Below are 19530 nucleotides of genomic sequence, written 5' to 3'. Positions count from 1 at the left end.
AGCCGTCATTGAAAACGCCCGAGTCGGTTCTGAGTGAACGGCTCGGGCTTTTTTTTGCTCATTCAGGCGGCCTGGTCTTCTTTACCCAGGCACGCCGCGGCAGTAAACAACACATCGGTAGATGAGTTGAGTGCCGTTTCGGCCGAATCCTGCAGTACGCCGATGATGAAACCAACGGCGACAACCTGCATGGCGATTTCACTTGGAATACCAAACAGGCTGCACGCCAGCGGAATCAGCAGCAGCGAGCCGCCCGCCACGCCGGAAGCCCCACAGGCGCAAATGGCCGCGACCACGCTGAGCAGTACGGCGGTTGGTAGGTCCACGGCAATCCCGAGGGTGTGCACAGCCGCCAGGGTGAGCACGGTGATGGTGATTGCGGCGCCGGCCATGTTGATGGTGGCACCGAGCGGGATCGACACCGAGTAGGTGTCTTCATGCAGACCCAGGCGTTTGCTCAGCGCCAGGTTCACTGGAATATTCGCCGCTGAGCTGCGAGTGAAAAACGCGGTGATGCCGCTTTCGCGCAGGCACATCAGCACCAGCGGGTAAGGGTTGCGACGCAGTTTCCAGAACACGATGGCCGGGTTGATCACCAGCGCCACGAACAACATGCAGCCGATCAGCACGGCCAGCAGGTGGGCATAGCCGAGCAGGGCGCCGAAGCCCGAGGTGGCCAGGGTGGAGGCCACCAGGCCAAAGATGCCCAGCGGGGCGAAGCGGATCACCACGCGTACGATCAGGGTGACGCCGTTGGACAAGTCGTCCAATACCGTACGGGTGGTTTCACCGGCATGGCGAATGGCGATGCCCATGCCAATGGCCCAGGCCAGGATGCCGATGAAGTTGGCGTTCATCAGCGCACTGACCGGGTTATCCACCACGCTGAGCAATAGGCTTTGCAGCACCTCGCCGATACCGCCGGGGGCGCTTACCGTGGCGTCATGGGTGACCAGTACCAAGGCAGACGGGAACAACATACTGGCGACCACTGCAACCACGGCGGCGGAAAAAGTGCCGAGCAGGTACAGAAACAGGATCGGGCGGATGTGGGTTTCCTGACCGTGCTTGTGGTTGGCAATGGAAGCCATGACCAGCACAAACACCAGGATCGGCGCGACAGCCTTCAGCGCCGTGACAAATACCTTGCCGATAAAACCGGTGGCGCGCGCGGCCTCGGGGAACAGCAAGGCCAACACGATCCCGGCAATCAGGCCGATGACAATTTGGGTGACCAGGCTGACGCGCATTAAACGTTGCAACAGGGAAGGGGCAGCAGTCATAAAGAGTTGTCTCTAGTTTTTTTAGTAGGGCGCAGCATTGCAGGCAGAAAGCACTGTAGGAAGCAGGCGCGAAGTCTAGCATGCTGTAGGACGCGTCTCGTTCGCTGCGGCATTCCGTCACCCGTTTCAGTCGGGCTTGGTCAGATCCGCACATGTTCTGTTAAGCTTCATCCCTCTCATCTTTCCTATCCGTCAGCGGGCCCCTCGGGCTGTCGTTGATGTCGTTGTTTCTGGAGTTTTCATGTTGTTTCCTATCCTGCTGCTGTCAGCCGCCGGTTTTACCGTGCTGACCACAGAATTCGTCATCGTCGGCCTGTTGCCCTCGATTGCTCGGGACCTGAACGTCAGTGTGTCCCAGGCCGGGCTGCTGGTGACCTTGTTCGCGTTCACCGTGGCCGCGTTCGGCCCGTTCCTCACTGCCTACTGCGCACGCTTCCCACGCAAGCGTCTGTTTATCAGCATCTTGATCATGTTTGCAGCGGCCAATACGGTGGCGGCACTGGCGCCGAATATTTGGGTAATGGCCCTGGCCCGTTTGATCCCAGCCCTGGGCTTGCCCGTGTTCTGGGCCCTGGCCAGCGAAACGGCGGTTGACATTGTCGGCCCTGAGTTCGCCGGGCGTGCGATTGAAAAAATCGGCTTTGGCATTGTTTGCGCCACCGTATTTGGTATTCCGGTGGGCACGCTGATTTCCGATATGTTCGGCTGGCGCACCGCGTTCGCCGTGCTCGCGGTGATTGCCCTGGCCAAGGCATTGCTGCTGTATGTCTACCTGCCGGTTACCCCGGCCAAGCACCAGCAGGCCAGCTTGCGCTCGCAATTCAAGATCCTGCGCAGCCCCGTGATGCAGGGGCATATCCTGCTGTCGATCCTGGTGTTCAGTGGCATGTTCACCGCCTATACCTACTTGGCAGATATCCTTGAGCGCCTGGCCGGGTTCGACGGCACGTTGGTGGGCTGGTGCCTGATGGGCTTTGGCGCGGTCGGGCTGATCGGCAACTCCCTGGGCGGACGTGCCGTGGATCGTCATCCGTTGATTGCGTCCATGGTGTTCTGCGGGTTCATGATCGCGGGCATGGTGGCAGTGGTGCCGGCGATTCACTCGGCCATCGGCCTGGCCGCGGCGATGGCGGTGTGGGGCGTGACCCAGGCGGCGATGTTCCTGGTCAGCCATGTGCGCTTGATGAAGGCCGCGCCCCATGCGCCGGCGTTTGCGGCGTCGCTGAACATTGCCGGCGCCAACCTCGGCATTGGCGTGGGCGCGATGGTGGGCGGGCATGTCATCGACACCCTGGGCCTGGGCAGCCTGGGGTTTGCCGCTTCGGGGTTTATCCTGGTGTCGATCCTGCTCGCACTGTGGCTGATGACCGCCAAACCCAAGGCGCTCAATGCCTGAGCGATCAGGGCAGGGCGGTAAACAACTCCCGCCGGGCACCCTCGGTAATGGCCACAATGCCGGGGTGCTTGACCTTACGCTCCACTGAGATCGCATAAAACGACTCGGTCACTGCATCGGTCTGGCCGATCAGCGCCACGCCGTATTGGCGCACCACCTCGTCGGCGATCACGCTGGGCGCGATAAAAATCCCGCTGCCGGATTGCCCGAAGGCCTGCATCAAGGCGCTGTCGTCGAACTCGCCGATGATGCGGGGTTGAATCTGCTGTTCGGCAAACCAGCGTTGCAAACGGCTGCGCACCACGGTCTCTGCCCCCGGAATCAACAGCGGTGCGCCCTGCAAACACTTTGGGAAATCCCCCCCATGCTGGTCAGCCAACGCCTGGGTGGCGAAAAAACTGATGCCGCATTCTCCCAGCTTCTGGCTGTAGCCCTTGATGTCCAAGTGCGTGGGCATGGGGCTGTCGGAAATCACCAGGTCCAGGCGCTGGATCGCCAGGTCGGCCAGTAAACGCTCGAGTTTGTCTTCACGGCAGGTGATGCGGATCGGTTCGCTCAACTCCATGGTCGGCGCGATCAACCGGTACACGATGGATTTGGGCACCACATCCGCCACCCCAACGCGGAACGGGATCTGCTGTTCGTCGGGCTGGGCGCGCAGCATCGCCTCCAGTTCGTTGCCGGTCTGGAACATCTGCTCGGCGTAGGGCAGCGCCTGGCGCCCGGCTTCGGTCAGTTCAAGCTGGCGCCCGACCCGCTGAAACAGGGCAATACCGAAGGTCTGCTCCAACAGGCTGATCTGCCCGCTGATGGTCTGCGGCGTGAGGTTCAACTGCTCACAGGCGCGCACGATGCTGCCGGTCTTGGCCACCACCCAGAAGTAATGCAGCTGTCGATAATTGAGCATGCTCGCTTACACTTCGCAAAAACCGAAGTATACGCGAGAAAAATACGAATTTTACTGAACTGTTCGTCTGCATAGAATGCCTCGCTATCGAGGGGCCACTACTTGGACCCAATGGTTCTAACGAGGAATACATCATGAAACTCAATTCCCTGGGCGCGGCGTCGTTGCTTGCGCTTTCATTGATAGGGGTCAGCGGCTGTGATCAAGTCGAGAAAAGCGCGCAACAGGTGCTGGGCAAGGCTACCGAGTCGGCCAAGCAGGCCATCGACGACACCCACAAGGCCGCCGAGCAGGCATTGAGTGAAGCAACCCAGGGCTTGATCAGCCCTGAGAAGCAGGAAAAAGACGCTGAAAACGCTGCTGAATCCGACACCAAAGAAACCTAATTCCCCAGCACTACCACGTCAGGACTGACCTATGGATTACCTTTTACAACTGGCCGCCAGCCCCACCGCCTGGGTCGCACTGGCTACCTTGATCGTCATGGAAATCGTGCTGGGCATCGATAACCTGATCTTTATCTCGATCCTTACCAATAAACTGCCGGAGAAGCACCGGGCCAAGGCGCGGCGCATTGGTATCAGCATGGCGTTGATATTGCGCCTGGGCCTGTTGAGCACCATCGCGTTCATCGTGCAATTGACGACACCGGTGTTCGAAGTATTCGGCCAGGCGTTCTCGTGGAAGGACATGATCCTGATCGCCGGCGGCCTGTTCCTGGTGTGGAAGGCAACCACCGAGATCCATCACAGCATGGACCCGGAGCCTGAAGAGAAGGCAACCGTCAGCAATACCGTGACCATCGGCTTTGCTGCCGCCATCGGCCAGATCCTGATGCTCGACCTGGTGTTCTCCATCGACAGCATCATCACCGCCGTGGGCATGACCGAGCACTTGCCGATCATGATCATTGCCGTGGTGGTCTCGGTGATCGTGATGCTGGTGGCCGCTGAACCGTTGGCCAAGTTCATCAACGACAACCCGACCGTGGTGATGCTGGCCCTGGGCTTCTTGATCATGATCGGCATGACGCTGATCGCCGAAGGCTTCGGCGCCCACGTGCCAAAAGGCTACGTGTATGCGGCCATGGCCTTCTCGGCGGCGATCGAATGCTTGAACATCGCCCGGCGTAACCGGCACGCACGTTTGCTCGCTGCGCGCCAGTAACCGCTGAACAAACAGGCCGGCTGTGCTCACAAGAGCCCAGCCGGCCTTTTGCTGTCTGCTAGAATCGGCCCACTTGATAGCTTGAGGTCCCCCATGAACGAGCCGATTCGCCTTACCCAGTACAGCCACGGTGCGGGTTGCGGTTGCAAGATTTCGCCCCAGGTCCTGGAAGTGATCCTTGCGGGCAGCGGTGCACAGAACCTCGACCCCAACCTGTGGGTGGGCAATGCCTCCCGCGACGATGCGGCGGTATACGCCATCGACGACGAGCGCGGCGTGGTGTCCACCACGGACTTTTTCATGCCGATTGTCGACGACCCCTTCGACTTCGGCCGCATTGCGGCCACCAATGCCATCAGCGATATCTACGCCATGGGCGGCGACCCGTTGATGGCTATTGCCATTCTTGGCTGGCCGGTGAATGTACTGGCGCCGGAGATCGCCCGCGAAGTGATCCGCGGTGGCCGTGCGGTATGCGACGCTGCGGGCATTGCGCTGGCGGGTGGGCACTCCATCGACGCGCCGGAACCCATCTTCGGCCTAGCCGTGACCGGCATCGTGCAAAAGCGCCACATGAAGCGCAACGACACTGCCACCGCCGGGTGCAAGCTGTACCTGACCAAACCCTTGGGCATCGGCATCCTTACCACTGCGGAAAAGAAGGGCAAGTTGCGCGAAGCGGATATCGGCCTGGCCCGCGACTGGATGTGCACGCTGAACAAGCCTGGCAGCCGCTTCGGCAAATTGGCCGGTGTCACGGCGATGACCGATGTCACCGGTTTCGGCCTGCTCGGGCACTTGGTGGAAATGGCCGACGGCAGTGGTCTCACGGCCCGCATCGAATATGCAAAAGTCCCACGCCTGCCGGGCGTTGAGTACTACCTGGACCTGGGCTGCGTACCCGGTGGCACCTTGCGCAACTTCGACAGCTACGCCAGCAAGCTCGGGCGTGTACAGGAGCTGCACAAGCGCGTGCTGTGCGATCCGCAAACCAGCGGTGGCCTGTTGATCGCCGTCACGCCCGAAGGCGACGCCGAGTTCAACGCGGTGGCCGCTGAACTGGGGCTGGCCCTTGAGCCGATCGGCGAACTGCTGGAGCGGCAGACCCACGCGGTAGAGGTGATTTGATGGCGACTGACATCACCGATTACCGCGATATCTTCCTCAACGACCGGCCGATGATGGACACCCGCGCGCCGGTCGAATTCACCAAGGGCGCGTTTCCCGGCGTGGTCAACCTGCCGTTGATGACCGACGACGAGCGTCAGCGAGTGGGCACCTGCTACAAGCAGCAGGGCCAGCAGGCTGCAATCGTGCTTGGCCATCAGTTGGTGTCGGGGGCGATCAAGGCTGAACGTATCGAGCAGTGGGCGCAGTTTGCCCAGGCTAATCCGGAGGGCTACCTTTACTGCTTTCGCGGCGGGCTACGCTCGCAAATCGTGCAGCAATGGTTGAAAACCGAAGCGGGTATCGAATACCCCCGCGTCGGCGGTGGCTACAAGGCCATGCGCACCTTCCTGCTGGACACGCTCGAGCAGGCCACCGCCCAATGTGATTTCGTCTTGCTCGGCGGCATGACCGGCACCGGCAAGACCGAAGTGCTCGGCCAGTTAAGCAACGCCCTGGACCTGGAAGGGCACGCCAACCATCGCGGCTCCAGCTTCGGCAAGCGCGCCACGGCGCAACCGTCCACTATCGATTTCGAAAACCGGCTCGCGGTCGACCTGCTGAAGAAGCGCGTGGCGGGTATCGAACAGTTCGTGGTCGAGGATGAGAGCCGCATGATCGGCAGTTGCGCGCTGCCGCTGCCGTTGCACAAAGGTATGCAGACGTTCCCGATGGTGTGGCTGGAAGACAGCGTCGAAGGCCGGGTCGAGCGCATCCTGAAGGACTACGTGGTCGACCTGTGCGCCGAATTCATTGCGGTATTTGGTGAGCATGGCCAGGCATTGTTTGCCGAACGTCTGACCCAGAGCCTGGCCAATATCCATAAGCGCCTGGGCGGCGAGCGCTTCCAGCGGCTGCAGGCGATTTTGCAGAACGCCCTGGCGGAACAGGCCCGCAGCAGGGCAGTGGACCTGCACCGCGTGTGGATCGAAGGCTTGTTGCGCGAGTATTACGACCCGATGTACGCGTTTCAGCGCGAGAACAAAGGGGCGCGAATCGAGTTCGCAGGGGAGCAGGGCGCCGTGGTGGCGTATTTGCGCGAGCGCAGCGCCTTGCAGTCTTGTTAATGGAGTCTCGGGCGCTTGGGCAGCGGATACATGGGCAGGTTTTGTCTCCCCGCGTCATGCTCCCGTATTATTGTTTCCAGCCTCTCGAACATCCCTGCGAGGCTCTGCGGGCTCGCATTACCAGCGTCTGCGATGGCTCTCATCTCCTCACGCGCACCAGCACTGGCTTCATTGAAGTTCTCAAGAAACGTCCAGACCCGACGCTGCAACAGCTGACGCTCGACCAGGAATTCGGGCGTACGACTCAGGGCTCGAATCTGTTCCATCAGCACCTGGTTCGCAGAATCGTTAGCAAAGCTAAGCCAAAGCGCACTTTTGTTAGGAATCTGCGCTTGCGGCACATTTCGCAGCCAAAGGTTTATCGTCCTGTCGTTGTTCGGCGCTCCCAGCCAGATATCGGTGCCTGTTTGTCGGCGTGCAGCAATCAGGCGCCGCAAGGAAACCGGGTCGTTAATAGAGTTGCCTCTCAGGTCAAAACCCTTTCTGAGTTCGATGGATTCGGGGATCGAGGCAATATGATTGTCACGCAGTATCAAGCGGGTGCTGGGGATTTCTGACGTGATGCCCTCCGGGAATCTGTCTATACCCGTATTGGTAAGGTCCACTTCGTGCAAGGCCGTCATGCCTCTGAGCGAAGGTGCAACGCGTAGGTTATTACCGCTTAGTCTCAATATCTCCAGCTGCAGCGGCGCGTGCGCAGTGCCAAACGCGGAAGGCGGCTGTGTGAGGCCGGTTTCTGTCAGGTCCAATACCCGTAACGCTGGCATACTTCCAATGTCAGGCGCATATAGCATCCTCCGGTTCCAGCTCAGATCCAGTACCTCCAAATGTGTCATCTCAGACACTCCACCGAAGCTGTATGAAACCATGGAGATGTTGTTGTAACTCAGATTCAGTACCCGCAAATTTTTCAAACCGTATAATGGCGGCGCCTCCTTCAGGCGGCAATGTGCCAGGTTCAGCTCTTGCAAACGGGGTAGTTTTGCGAGTACTGCAGTATCGACTGAGTTCAGGATGAGCGAGGTCCTGCTCATGTCCAGAGCTCTCAACTCAGTGAGTAGTTCCAGAGCTGCTGGCGGTCTGCTGAGTCCGGACAAAGACATTTCCAGCCGTTCAATATGGGAAAAGTTTGTGAATAAAGCCTCCATCTGCCGGTTAATGCGCCCCGTCAATCTCAGGGAGACAACAGAATTGAGACGCGTCGAAAAAAGCGGAGCCGTTTGATTGGTGCGAGTTCCCAGATTTATATTCAGCTTGAAACCCAGCAGTCGGCCATCGCGATAGACTCTCTCTGCGGGTTCGCCTTGCCACTTGTACAGCCGACGCAGGGTGGCGCCGATTGCAAGTCGCCGATTGCGCTCTGCGACATCGGGGCCTTTATAGCTTTTCTCCCAGGCACCAACCTCCCGTTCCAGTTGTGGATAACCACTCTGAAGACGCTGCAGCTCGATCTCGGCCGCATGCGTATCACCAAACCGCGCAATAAAGTCATCCGCGTGTTGGTCCGTCGCCTCTGGAAAGTAGCGTTTGACCTGGGCCCGAGTGGTTGTCGTCGGCACCTGCGCCTGCTGACCACCGGCACCTCCCCGCAACCCGATATCCTCGGGCTCGAAAAACGCGCTTCTGAGCGATTGGCGCTGAAGCACGCTGGTGAAGTCGGCGCGGTTCAACAGGCTGCGACGGACTTTGAACCTGAAATGCTCAAGTCCCCGGTCAAGGTGCAGGTTCATGGCCCTCAGCTCGTCCTCGGTCATGGTATGCACAAGCATATCGGCGAAATCATCCGAGGCGTGAGTCGGCTGCCGGAGTTCGTTGTACCCCTGGAATTGATTGCCGATTTTGACCACCAACCGCTGCTTGGGCAGTGACGTGGCACCGACCCGGTCCAGCACAGCCCCGGTGGGCGAGCCGTCACGCACGACAATCGAAACGTCCTTCGGCCAGCCAGGCATGCGTCTGAAGCTGTGCAGCAGCAACGTATCGCTGTCGGTACTGCGTACCGAGCCGAGAAACAAGCCCTCGTAGGCGCGAGCCATGCGCAGGCTTTGCTCATAGCCGTGCACATGCGGTTCAAAACGCTGAAACAGTTGTTTCATCTGGCCTAGTGTCAGCTCACTGTGAGGGCTCAGGTTTTCCCGGGCCAACATCTCTTCGAGTACCGCCTTGGGCAAGGACGGGAACTCATGACTCAGGCTCTGGAGCAGTTCGCTGTCGGGTTTGACGACCTCCAGATAACGCCGATCGAATAATGCGATGCGTTCGCTCAGGGCAACAGCTCCCCCCTTTTGATGCAGCGCAAGTTCCACCTCGCTGTCCAACTTGAAGCGTACAATCGTGTCCGCCAGTATCCCCTGCGGCGCCAGGCCCTCGGCATGCAGATAACGCAGGTGATCATCCGAGACATCGCTGACCTGACGGATCTGCTCCAGCGTTTCATCGGACAAGCCTTCAACTGCGTCGCCGAAACCCCGCATCAACTGCGGGCGGGTCCACTGCGTCAACTCGAGTCCTTCGGTGCCCGGTGGCTGCAACGGGATGCCGGATGGGGGCTTCACCGGCAGTGCCGGCAGCGATTCAGGCACCGGCTCGGGCGCGCCCGGGGTTTCACTTTCCGGCACTTTGACCGCCTGCGCTGCCGCATCGACATCGCGGGCCAGCGCCGTACCTGCCTTCACGATCAAAGGCAGCGCGTTGAGCAAGCCGAACACTACACGGGTCAGGCCCTTAGCCTGTTCGGCGTGGGTGTCGGCGCTGGCGATCTCGTTCAGTCCGTAGCCGGCCTCGATCAAGCCGGCAAGCGCCAGGAACCCTTCGCCGCCGGGGAAAAATATAGCCAGGGCACCCCAGCGGTTGATCCAGCTCACCGCCGTCTCGACCGCGGCGCTCAGGTTGGCACGGTTGACGTCGGCATCATCGCGGATCGCTTCCTGCGCGGTATTGAGGTTGTCTTCCTTGAGCACCTTGACCAATTCGACAAAGGGATCAAGCGCATTGGGTACAGTGTCCAGACTGATGTAATCATCCGGGTTCCAATAGCCATCGTTGTTGAAAAAACCGGCTTCACGACCCAGTCGATGCATCTTCGGGTATTCGACCATGGCCTCCAACGCCGTGAACACACCGGCATGATAAGTGCCGTCCAAACGATCATCCTTGGCAAAATGGCTGGCCAACGCTTTCTTGCAGGCGCTGTCTTTGCCTTGCTGCACGACCCAGGTGCGCATTGCTTTGAGATCGGAAAACTCATGCAGCGGGGATGAATTGCCTGGAATGTACATCAACACCCGCCCGCTGGTACGGTGACGAAATACCCATATGTCTCGGGCGGTATAGCGATAGATCATCAGGCGTGAGGCTTGCACATGCGCCATGGGACAGGTGCGCTGCTCAAGTTGGGCATTGTTGATGAAGCCGAATTCGATCTGGCCTTCGCCAAGGCCTGCTGCCGACAGCGCGAGTTTCAACCCGTCGAGGGACAAGCTGGACTCGCGCTTTTGCAAAAAAGCTGTCATGACAAAAGCGGTCTTTACCGATGTGCGCAATGCATAGGGTGCATGGGCTGTGATGGTTTCGTCACTGGGCAGGGTTTTGTCCAGGTAGTCGTTGTAGATATCTTTGTAGTCGAGTTGCCATACCCATTTCTTGAAGCTGGCAGGCGTGATATCAATTTGTGTTTCAGGTCCGTAGGTTTGCGGGTCGACACAGCGGTAGATGCCTTCGTAGGCGGTATGGTTGCCGCTGCCTTGATAGGCAAACTCGTCAACATGTTCGACAATTTTAATGGCCGGTCCGACTCGCGGCGGTGTGTAGAGGCCAAAGGCGGTTTCGCCAAAACGATCATCGGCCACGGCTTGATAGTCGCTGAGCAGCGCTTGTACCAGTGAATGCTGGAAGCGAATTCGTCCCTGGTGCACGCCATCAATCGGTGGGTGGCCATGGTAGTCGTAGTCAAGCGTGACCAGTTGGGCGCTCATGGGGTCGAGGTCGGCGCCCCATTTATCCCTGATCGTTTGCGCGCCGTGGTCATAAGGGGTCAAGGGCATGGCTTTGCGCAAAATGTCGTGCAATATTTCGCGGCTACTTTGATGGGGGGCGGTGTTTGTCATATGAGCAGTTCCGTCTGCGGAATAGGAGGCTCGACAATACCGCTGGCGCACAGGGAAGAGGATCGGAAATCCAGGTGACTGGAAATAGGAGGCCGCGTCAAATGCAGCAGGACGCGGCGCTCGGTTTTACGTGAACAGTTAAAGGATAACGGCCCCGATCAAGCCACATACGACGCCCATCAACATGGTCAACCCGGCTACCGTCACCAGCACCCGCGCATCGAAATCCTTGCGCAGCATCAGCAGTGACGGCAGGCTCACGCTCGGCAGGGTCATCAGCAAGGCGACGGCCGGGCCGGTGCCCATGCCCAGGGTCATCATGGTTTGTACGATGGGAATCTCTGCCGCTGTCGGAATCACGAACAGCGTGCCCACAATCGCCAGCGGCACCAGCCACACCAGGCTGTCGGCCATCGCCCCGTCCACATGAGGGAACAGCCACACCCGCGCCGCGCCGAGGATCAGCACCGCCAGGATATACACCGGGATAGTGCTCCAGAACAGCTGCCACAGCGTGCGTAACCAGCGGCTCAGGAACGGCTGCGACTCCACCGTGCTGACGTCGGCAACGGCCTCCAGCGCGGCTTCCGGCACATGGTCCGGGCGCGCAATACGCTGTGCCACCAGGGACACGCCCACCACCAGCACAATCCCCGCCACCAGCCGCAGCGCGGTGAAACCCCAGCCCAGCACAAAGCCCATGAACACCAGTGTGGCCGGGTTCAATACCGGGTTGGCAATCCAGAACGCCAGCGCCGCGCCGACCGACACCTGCTGGCGGCGCATGCCCGCCGCCACCGGGGCCGCGCAGCAGCTGCACATCATCCCCGGCAGGGCGAACAGCCCACCGCGCAGGGTCGAGCCCAGCCCGGCGCGGCCAAACAGGCGCAGCAGCCAGTCGCGAGGGATCAATACCTGCAGCAATGAACCGAGGATCACTGCCAGTACGGCGGCTTTCCAGATGGCCAGGAAATACACCTGGGCATAGGCTAGCGCCGCCGCCAGGGGCGAGCTTTGCTGGTCATTGAGAATCGAGGCGCCAATGCTGTGGTTGTCGGCCGCTACAAACACCTTGAGGTAGTAGGGCGACCACTTCACATAGTAGAGGCCGATGCAGGCCACCAGGAGAAACAGCGCAGGTTTGCACCAGAATGCCCAGCCGCGGTTGGGCTGGGTGGAAGCGAGGTTGGACATGGAGAGGATCCGCAGGTGAGTCGATAGCCCGGCATCATACGCCCCTGCGGCCCAAGCTTCAGATATCTGCGCTGACCTGGGTCGGGTCCGGGCAGTTTTCCCCGCCGTTATTCAGCCCTTGCTTGTAGTTGCGGCTGAGCAGCGAAGCTTTGCCGTTGTGCCAGGTCAATGTCAGCACGTACAGGGAGTCGTAGTCATTTCCAGACCAATCATCGGTAATGGTGTGTTTTTCGCCGGCGGCTTCGCTGGCGACTTTGTTGATCAGTTCCGGCAAGTAACCGTGGGACCAGGCCGTGTAGATGGTCGCGTTGCGGTACTTGTCCTCGACCAGTTCTTCGGCCAGGGCACTGGTGTCATTCGCTGAAAACTCGATATTCACCGGCAGGCCGAGCTTGATCGCGCTGGGGCTGATGGTGATCAGTGGGCGAATATAGCTGTAGGAGTTATCCAGTTCGCCTTCCTCGACGTTGCGCGTCGGGTTGGCAGCGAACACATAGTTGGCTTTGCCGAACTTTTCCGGCAACAGGGTCGCCAGGTTCATGGCGCGGTTCAGGCCCTGGCAATTGAGTTGGCCCAGGCCACCGGCCGGTTTTTCGCCATGGCGCAGGAATACCAGGGTTTGCACGCCGTCCACGGGTTGGGCACGGCTTTCACGGGCGTCAAGAGCGGTGACGATGGCCGCGCTGACCAGCAGCAGCGGCAACATCATGTATGAATAACGTTTGAATTGTTGCACAAGGCGCAGAGGCTTGATCTTCATGATAGGTTCGAGTCTTCGTGCGTCGGGTTAAGGCGGACAAGCCCGGCCCCAGTGACGCATCAGCGTCCTGCGGTGTTCCCTGTCGATATAGCAAGCAGCCTCCATTCATTCTTCGGGCGCTCTTAAGAGTGCATTCGGGCGCTTTGGTTCGCCCCCGCGGGATACTAGCCGGCAAATGTTGCGCAACGATGACCCATGCACGACGGCAGGCAGATGACTATGATGGGGCTTTCCGACCAGGGGGTTCTCGATGAACGCACTCGCCGCTTTCCCGATCAATAGCAAATGGCCCGCCCAGCACCCAGAACGCCTGCAGCTGTATTCGCTACCCACGCCCAACGGCGTCAAGGTGTCGATCATGCTCGAAGAACTGGGCCTGCCTTATGAGGCGCACAAGGTCAGCTTCGACACCCAGGACCAATTGTCTCCCGAGTTCCTGTCCCTGAACCCCAACAACAAGATCCCTGCGATCATCGACCCCAACGGCCCGAGTGGCCAGCCGCTGGCGCTGTTCGAATCCGGCGCGATCCTCATTTACCTGGCGGAAAAGACCAGCCAGTTGCTCTCCGAAGACCCGGCCACCCGCTATGAAACCCTGCAATGGTTGATGTTCCAGATGGGCGGCATTGGCCCGATGTTTGGCCAACTGGGGTTCTTCAATAAATTCGCCGGCAAGGCGTATGAAGACAAGCGTCCGCGTGATCGCTACGCCGCCGAATCGCGGCGCTTGCTGGGCGTGCTGGAAAAGCGCCTGTTGGGCCGCACCTGGATCATGGGCGACGAGTACAGCATCGCCGACATTGCGACCTTTCCGTGGGTTCGCAACCTGATCGGGTTCTACGAGTCCGGTGATCTGGTAGGCATCACCGATTTCCCTAACGTACTGCGCGCATTGGATGGCTTTGTTGCACGTCCGGCGGTGATCCGTGGCCTGAACATCCCGAGCTGAAGCATGCCGACTTTCGATTTTCAACAACTGGATGTATTCAGCAGCGTGCCGCTCAAAGGCAACCCCTTGGCCGTGGTGCTGGGGGCCGATAGCTTCACCGACCAGCAGATGGCGGACTTTGCCAATTGGACCAACCTCAGCGAAACCACGTTTTTACTGACGCCGCGCGACCCACGTGCTGACTATCGGGTAAGAATCTTCACCACCCTCAAAGAGCTGCCGTTCGCCGGGCATCCGACCTTGGGCAGTTGCCACGCCTGGTTGCAGGCTGGCGGCGTGCCACGTGGGGAGGAGATTATCCAGGAGTGCGAAATCGGCTTGGTGCGTATTCGTCGCCAGGGTGACCAACTGGCGTTTATCGCGCCGCCATTGTTGCGTGCAGGGCCCGTGGAGGCGCCGTTGCTGGAGCGCGTGCGCCTGGCTTTGAAGCTGGCGCCCGAGGCGATTGTGCGCAGCCAGTGGGTCGACAATGGTGCGGGTTGGCTGGCGGTGATGCTGGCTGATCGTGACGCGGTGCTTGCGTTGCAACCGGACTATGCGCAACTGCTGGGTCTGGCCGTAGGGGTGATCGCCCCCTGTGATCCGACGCGTGATGCGGTGGACGCGCACTTTGAAGTGCGCGCTTTTGTCGCTGGCGATGGCGCCGCCGAAGACCCGGCCACCGGCAGCTTGAATGCCGGCGCGGCCCAATGGCTGCTCGCCGAGGGCCTGGCGCCCAGCCGTTACGTGGTCAGCCAAGGCACGGCGATTGGGCGAGCGGGGCGTATTCATATCGAGCGCCAGGGCGATGAAATCTGGGTGGGCGGCGCCGTAGCGTTGTGCATCGAAGGGCGTCTACAGCTTTAGATCAATGAATTGTTACGCACCCGGCAATACACTATTGGCCCCTCGGCATTTGTGTTGCCGGGACTTGGGGGCATAAGCTTTCGCCCCAAAGTGTTCAGCCATTTTTCAGGATTGCCATGACCAGCCAGTTCCCCCAAGCCCGTCCACGTCGCCTGCGCCGCTCCCCGGAATTGCGTGGCCTGTTCCAGGAAAGCGAATTCACCCTCAACGACTTGGTACTGCCGATTTTCGTCGAAGAAGAAATCGACGACTTCGTGCCCATCACCAGCATGCCGGGTGTGTTGCGCATTCCTGAGAAAAAACTCGCCGGTGAGATCGAGCGTTACGCCCGCGCTGGCATCAAGTCGGTGATGACCTTCGGTGTGTCCCACCACCTCGACGCCAGCGGCAGCGACACGTGGAAAGAACGCGGCCTGGTTTCGCGCATGTCTTCGATCATCAAGGACGCCGTGCCGGAAATGATCGTGATGTCCGACACCTGCTTCTGCGAATACACCGACCACGGCCACTGCGGCGTGATGCACGGTGCCCATGTCGACAACGACGCGACCCTGGTCAACCTCGGCAAACAAGCCGTGGCCGCCGCCCGCGCCGGCGCCGACGTGATCGCCCCGTCAGCGGCGATGGACGGCCAGGTCCAGGCCATCCGCCGCGCGCTGGATGACGCCGGCTTCACCCACATCCCGATCATGGCCTACTCCACCAAATTCGCCTCGGCCCTCTACGGCCCCTTCCGAGAAGCCGGCGGCAGCGCGCTCAAGGGCGACCGCAAAAGCTACCAGATGAACCCGATGAACCGCCGCGAAGCCGTGCGCGAATCGCTGCTGGACGAACAGGAAGGCGCCGACGCGCTGATGGTCAAGCCTGCCGGTGCCTACCTCGACATCATCCGCGACATCCGCGAAGCCTCGCGCCTGCCGGTGGCGGCGTACCAGGTGAGCGGTGAGTACGCGATGATCAAGTTCGGCGCACAGGCCGGGGCGATTGATGAGGATCGAGTGGTGCGCGAGACGTTGGGGTCGATCAAGCGGGCGGGGGCGGATTTGATATTTACGTATTTTGCGATGGATTTGGCGGTGGCGGGGATCTAAAGGAGCTGAGTACACCGGTGGCGAGCGAGCTTGCTCGCGTGGGGCTGCCTAGCAGCCCCGTATCTCGGCCAGGAAATTATTTAATGGCGTTTTTTAATGTTAAGGCAACATGGTTTAACCACGTTTGCCCATCACTCCATTCATTAGGGTAATAGTAATAACAGCCGATATCAGAGAGTAAAAAGTCTTGAAGATCTTGCTCTGTTTTTTTGGCTGATATTAGTTTTTCTAGCTCTGATAGCACTATTTTTATCGTATCTTCAGGCGACTCCGAAATAAAAAAATCAATTACGTCGTTTGCGCTTTTGTGATCATCAACCCAATCTTGATTGAAGTATCCAGCAAGAAATTGCTGCAGCTCGGGGTAGTCTTTATTCATGGGTTTGGAAACCCTGTGTGAATTCGATATCCAGTATGCATTTTTTGGTCTCTGCGAATAATTAAGTAAATTTCTTTTCCGGGTACAGGTGTCGTAGTGTTCTTTTTGAAACTTGTGCCGATTGGCTCTGGGGATAGTTGAGTGATGACTATCTGCTGGTTGTTTCCTTCTAGGAAGTCTTTGATTTTGTCTTGATTGTTATCCAATACCTTTGAAACGGCGAGTTCAGCTGTTGCGCGATCATGAAACGTAGAGGCTGCCGGGATATGTGGTTCCTGTCTCAAGCGGTCCAGCAGCTGTTGATCAGTTCTACCGACATGCTTTTGCATTAGATGTCCTCCTGCCGCCTCATGTGCGGCTAAACCTCCTCCTGGAACGATTACGCTATACGGCCCTTCAGGGCAGCTTGTTTTTTTACAGCTAAGTCCCAGCGGGTCTACCCAACCTGTCGGATTGGGCACATACCGGTACCCATTGATCCCCCCCGCCAACTTCACCGGGTCCGGCGTCAGGTAACGACCAATATCCGGATTGTAGTAGCGATGGCGGTTGTAGTGCAGGCCGCTTTCCTGATCGAAATACTGCCCTTGAAACCGCAGCGGGTTTTCGATGTTGCCTACGTCGAGCCGGGCGATCTGGCCGTAGGCGCGGTAGTGGGCGGACCAGACGATTTCGCCCTCGGGGTTGGTCAGTTCCTGCGGGGTGCCGAGGTGGTCGAGTTGGTAGTGGTAGGGCTTGGTTTCTTTTGGGCCGAAACCGTCCAATAGTGCCAATGGGCGGAAGCTGCCGGGTTCGTAGAGGTAGCTGCGATGGCGCTCTGCATGGTGTTCGGCAATCAGCTTGTCGCCTTGCCAGAAAAACTCGGTGGTTTTGTCGTCCACGGTTTTGCTGATGCGGCGTCCAAATGGGTCATAGCGATAGCTGGCGGTTTGGCCGTTGGGCGTTGTAACCCCGACTAACCGATGCTGGCAGTCGTAGCGGTACTCAGTGACAAGTTGCTGGCCCTTGCCGCGTCGTTCGCGGATGAGGTTGCCGAAGGCGTCGTAGTCGTAATGACGGTCGCCCTGGATCATCAGGCGGTTGGCCGCAACGATGTCCGGGCCGGGGCGGTCTTGCATCAGCAGGTTGCCAGCGGGGTTGTGGCCGAAGCGTTCCTGTACGTCTTGGGAGTGGTCGGCGCGGGTCAGGCGGGCGAGGGGGTCGTAGTGGTAGCGGTGTTCGCCTTTGCGGGTGTCGAGCAGGCGGGTGAGGTTGCCGGCTTTGTCGTAGTCGTATTGGCGTTGGTAGAGGTGGTTTTGCTGTTGGGTCACCGCGTGGGCGTGCAGGCGGTGTTGGTCATCGTAGTGGTAGTGGCTGAGCAGTTGGCCTTGCTGGCGCTGGTGTTCGCGGCCGCTCTTGAACAGATGTGAGGTGAGTACTTCACCGTTGAGTTCGACCGTGGCGAGGTGGCCGCCTTTGTCGTGGTTGAAGGTGACGCGGTTGTTGTCTGGCAGGCACAGGTTTTTCAGCTGGCCGCAAGCGTCGTAGCCGTAGCGCAGGGTGCCCCATCCCTGGTGTTCGGCGGTGAGGCGGTTTTGGCGGTCGTATTCGTAGGCCAACGCCCAGTGGCCGTCCTCGACGCTGAGGAGGTTGCCTTGGCGGTCGTAGGCATAGTCGACAACGGCGCTGTCGGGCAGGGTTTTTCTTACGAGGCGCCCGGCGTGGTCGCGCTCGTAACGGGTGATTAGCTGACTGCCATCGTCGCCGTATTCGGTCTTTTCCAGCAGGTTGCCGTTGAGGTCGTAGGCATAGGCGGTGCGCTGGCCGTCGAAGCCGGTTTCCTGGCGGATCAGGCCGTTGGGGTGATAGTCGAGTTGGTAGGTTTCGCCGGCTTCGTTTTCGATCTCGGTGAGCAGCAGCCGGGCGTTGTCGTAGCGGTACTTGACTTGGGTGCCGTCGGCGTTGAGCCGGCGGCTGATCAGGTGCAGGCCGTCGGCGTATTCGTAGCGGGTGACGTGGCCCAGTTCGTCGCGTTCGGCGATGATTTTGCCGTAGGGGTTGTAGCTGAATTCCCTACAACCACCACCGGGCTCGATCAGCTTTAGCAGACGCCCGACGGCATCCCATTGATATTGAGTTTGAGCCCCATGCTCATCCTCACGCGCAATCTGCCGGCCTAGATCGTCATAGCGATAACGCTTGATCCCGCCGTTGGGCAATTGCTCTTCAAGCAACTGCCCACGCTCGTTCCACACCAGCCGATGGCAACTGCTGTCGGGATACCAAACACCGGTCAGTTGTCCCTGTTTGTTGTAGCTGTAGTCAGTAACCTCACCATCGGGATCGGCCCTACGCGTTACATCGCCTTGCTCATTACGCTCATATTTCCAGACCGCCTCACCACGGCGCACAACTCGTACGAACCCATTGTCATGCTCGTAGGATGTCGGCTCATCCTCCCCCGGAAACAGCGCCACCAAGCGTCCGGCATCGTCGTACTGATAGGCCGTCACCGCGCCCATCGGGTCTTGCTCGACGGTCAGCCGGCCCTTGTCGTCGTAGGATTTGAAATGCGTGGCACCATCCGGATCAATCCTCTGTACCAGCCGCGCCCGCTGATCATGGACATACACCTCCTGGCTACCATCGGCGTTATGCACCGTGACACGCCCGTCATCCCCCCAGGCGTAACGCGTGTCCATCTGCGAAAAACTTGCCCAATGCCGGACGCAGCGCGCCGCCTTGCCCGCGCGTTCCCATTCCCAGAAGAAACTCGCGCCACCGGCCAGTTGGCGCTCAAGAATGACGTGCTGATCGTCGTACCGATAACGCTCGCTTTCACCGACAGCATTGGTCGCGCAAACCAGTCGTCCATGTTCGTCATAGGCGTAGGAAACAAGGTTCTGCTCGGTCTCCCACACGTAGGGCTCTCGCCCTTTGGCACGATGTACTTGGTAGTCCACCGCAACGATGCGATCCAGCTCATAACGCAACAGCAACGAGCGACCCGCGCCGTTATCCAGCCGCTCAATCCGCCCGGAACGATCACGGCAAATGCGTAGACGGTTGTCATACGCATCGCTGATCGCAGTCAGTACACCGTCGCGAAAGTGATAGAACCGTGACGCTTGGGCCAGCACCAACTCGTCAGGCGCCGAACCCAAATAGATCGCCGCTTCCGCCAGGCTATTGGTGATTGCGGGTCGAGAGTCGCTGGGCAATGGAAACTGCGTATGGCG

Annotated in this window: 15 protein-coding genes; 8 read left to right on the top strand and 7 right to left on the bottom strand. The window is 59.5% G+C overall.

The annotated features are described in order from the left end of the window. Positions 1 to 62 precede the first annotated feature (62 nt). Positions 63 to 1283: a serine/threonine transporter SstT gene (sstT, locus tag BT199_RS25165; RefSeq protein WP_072435675.1), complete on the bottom strand. Its 1221-nt coding sequence runs from the start codon at positions 1281 to 1283 to the stop codon at positions 63 to 65. Between the two features lie 241 nt (positions 1284 to 1524). On the opposite strand from sstT, the gene BT199_RS25160 reads away from it, so the two are divergent. Then, the gene (locus BT199_RS25160; RefSeq protein ID WP_072435674.1) at positions 1525 to 2679 is read left to right on the top strand and encodes an MFS transporter; all 1155 of its coding nucleotides are present in this window, start codon (positions 1525 to 1527) and stop codon (positions 2677 to 2679) included. Positions 2680 to 2683: 4 nt separating this feature from the next. Here the strand turns inward: BT199_RS25160 and nhaR are convergent, their stop codons facing one another. Then, positions 2684 to 3586 carry a transcriptional activator NhaR gene (gene nhaR / locus BT199_RS25155; RefSeq protein ID WP_072435673.1) on the bottom strand — a complete coding sequence of 301 codons (903 nt, stop codon included), beginning with the start codon at positions 3584 to 3586 and terminating at the stop codon, positions 2684 to 2686. Positions 3587 to 3720: 134 nt separating this feature from the next. Here nhaR and BT199_RS25150 point away from each other — a divergent pair, with 134 nt between their 5' ends. The 4 genes from BT199_RS25150 (at position 3721) to mnmH (ending at position 6987) form a co-directional block, all read left to right on the top strand. Further along, complete coding sequence (locus tag BT199_RS25150; protein WP_014717957.1) at positions 3721 to 3972, top strand: hypothetical protein; 252 nt, start codon at positions 3721 to 3723, stop codon at positions 3970 to 3972. 31 nt (positions 3973 to 4003) lie between these two features. Then, positions 4004 to 4753 (top strand): TerC family protein, encoded by a 750-nt coding sequence (locus BT199_RS25145; protein ID WP_014717958.1) that lies wholly within the window; start codon positions 4004 to 4006, stop codon positions 4751 to 4753. Between the two features lie 93 nt (positions 4754 to 4846). Next, a complete protein-coding gene (selD, locus tag BT199_RS25140; RefSeq protein ID WP_072435672.1) occupies positions 4847 to 5881 on the top strand; it encodes a selenide, water dikinase SelD in 1035 nt (344 codons plus the stop codon). Beyond that, positions 5881 to 6987: a tRNA 2-selenouridine(34) synthase MnmH gene (gene mnmH, locus BT199_RS25135; RefSeq protein WP_072435671.1), complete on the top strand. Its 1107-nt coding sequence runs from the start codon at positions 5881 to 5883 to the stop codon at positions 6985 to 6987. The genes selD and mnmH overlap by 1 nt, the downstream gene beginning before the upstream one ends. Here mnmH and BT199_RS25130 read toward each other — a convergent pair. The 3 genes from BT199_RS25130 to BT199_RS25120 form a co-directional block, all read right to left on the bottom strand. Continuing rightward, positions 6984 to 11093, bottom strand: a complete 4110-nt coding sequence (locus BT199_RS25130; protein WP_072435670.1) for a leucine-rich repeat domain-containing protein — start codon at positions 11091 to 11093, stop codon at positions 6984 to 6986. The two genes, mnmH and BT199_RS25130, sit on opposite strands and share 4 nt — an antisense overlap. 138 nt (positions 11094 to 11231) lie before the next feature. Beyond that, a complete protein-coding gene (locus BT199_RS25125; protein WP_072435669.1) occupies positions 11232 to 12287 on the bottom strand; it encodes a permease in 1056 nt (351 codons plus the stop codon). A gap of 58 nt (positions 12288 to 12345) precedes the next feature. Further along, positions 12346 to 13047: a histidine phosphatase family protein gene (locus BT199_RS25120; protein WP_072435668.1), complete on the bottom strand. Its 702-nt coding sequence runs from the start codon at positions 13045 to 13047 to the stop codon at positions 12346 to 12348. 250 nt (positions 13048 to 13297) lie between these two features. On the opposite strand from BT199_RS25120, the gene BT199_RS25115 reads away from it, so the two are divergent. The 3 genes from BT199_RS25115 to hemB all read left to right on the top strand — a co-directional run bounded on the left by BT199_RS25115 (position 13298) and on the right by hemB (position 15933). Then, positions 13298 to 13996, top strand: a complete 699-nt coding sequence (locus tag BT199_RS25115) for a glutathione S-transferase N-terminal domain-containing protein (RefSeq protein WP_032892475.1) — start codon at positions 13298 to 13300, stop codon at positions 13994 to 13996. A 3-nt stretch (positions 13997 to 13999) separates the two neighbouring features. Then, positions 14000 to 14842, top strand: a complete 843-nt coding sequence (locus BT199_RS25110; protein WP_072435667.1) for a PhzF family phenazine biosynthesis protein — start codon at positions 14000 to 14002, stop codon at positions 14840 to 14842. Positions 14843 to 14958: 116 nt separating this feature from the next. Beyond that, a complete protein-coding gene (gene hemB / locus BT199_RS25105; RefSeq protein ID WP_019817510.1) occupies positions 14959 to 15933 on the top strand; it encodes a porphobilinogen synthase in 975 nt (324 codons plus the stop codon). 76 nt (positions 15934 to 16009) lie between these two features. On the opposite strand, the gene BT199_RS25100 is transcribed toward hemB, so the two are convergent. Together BT199_RS25100 and BT199_RS25095 are read right to left on the bottom strand one after the other, a co-directional pair. After that, entirely contained in the window at positions 16010 to 16312 is a 303-nt protein-coding gene (locus BT199_RS25100) for a contact-dependent growth inhibition system immunity protein (RefSeq protein ID WP_072435666.1), read from the bottom strand. Then, the coding region (locus tag BT199_RS25095; RefSeq protein WP_072435665.1) for an RNase A-like domain-containing protein at positions 16309 to 19530 on the bottom strand (3222 nt) is incomplete at its 5' end. The genes BT199_RS25100 and BT199_RS25095, both read right to left, overlap by 4 nt.

Source organism: Pseudomonas sp. NFR02, from assembly GCF_900119375.1.
GTDB classification, from domain to species: Bacteria; Pseudomonadota; Gammaproteobacteria; order Pseudomonadales; family Pseudomonadaceae; genus Aquipseudomonas; species Aquipseudomonas paracarnis.
The sequence above is the reverse complement of the archived record's forward strand: the minus strand, read 5'-3'. Positions and strand labels throughout refer to the sequence as shown.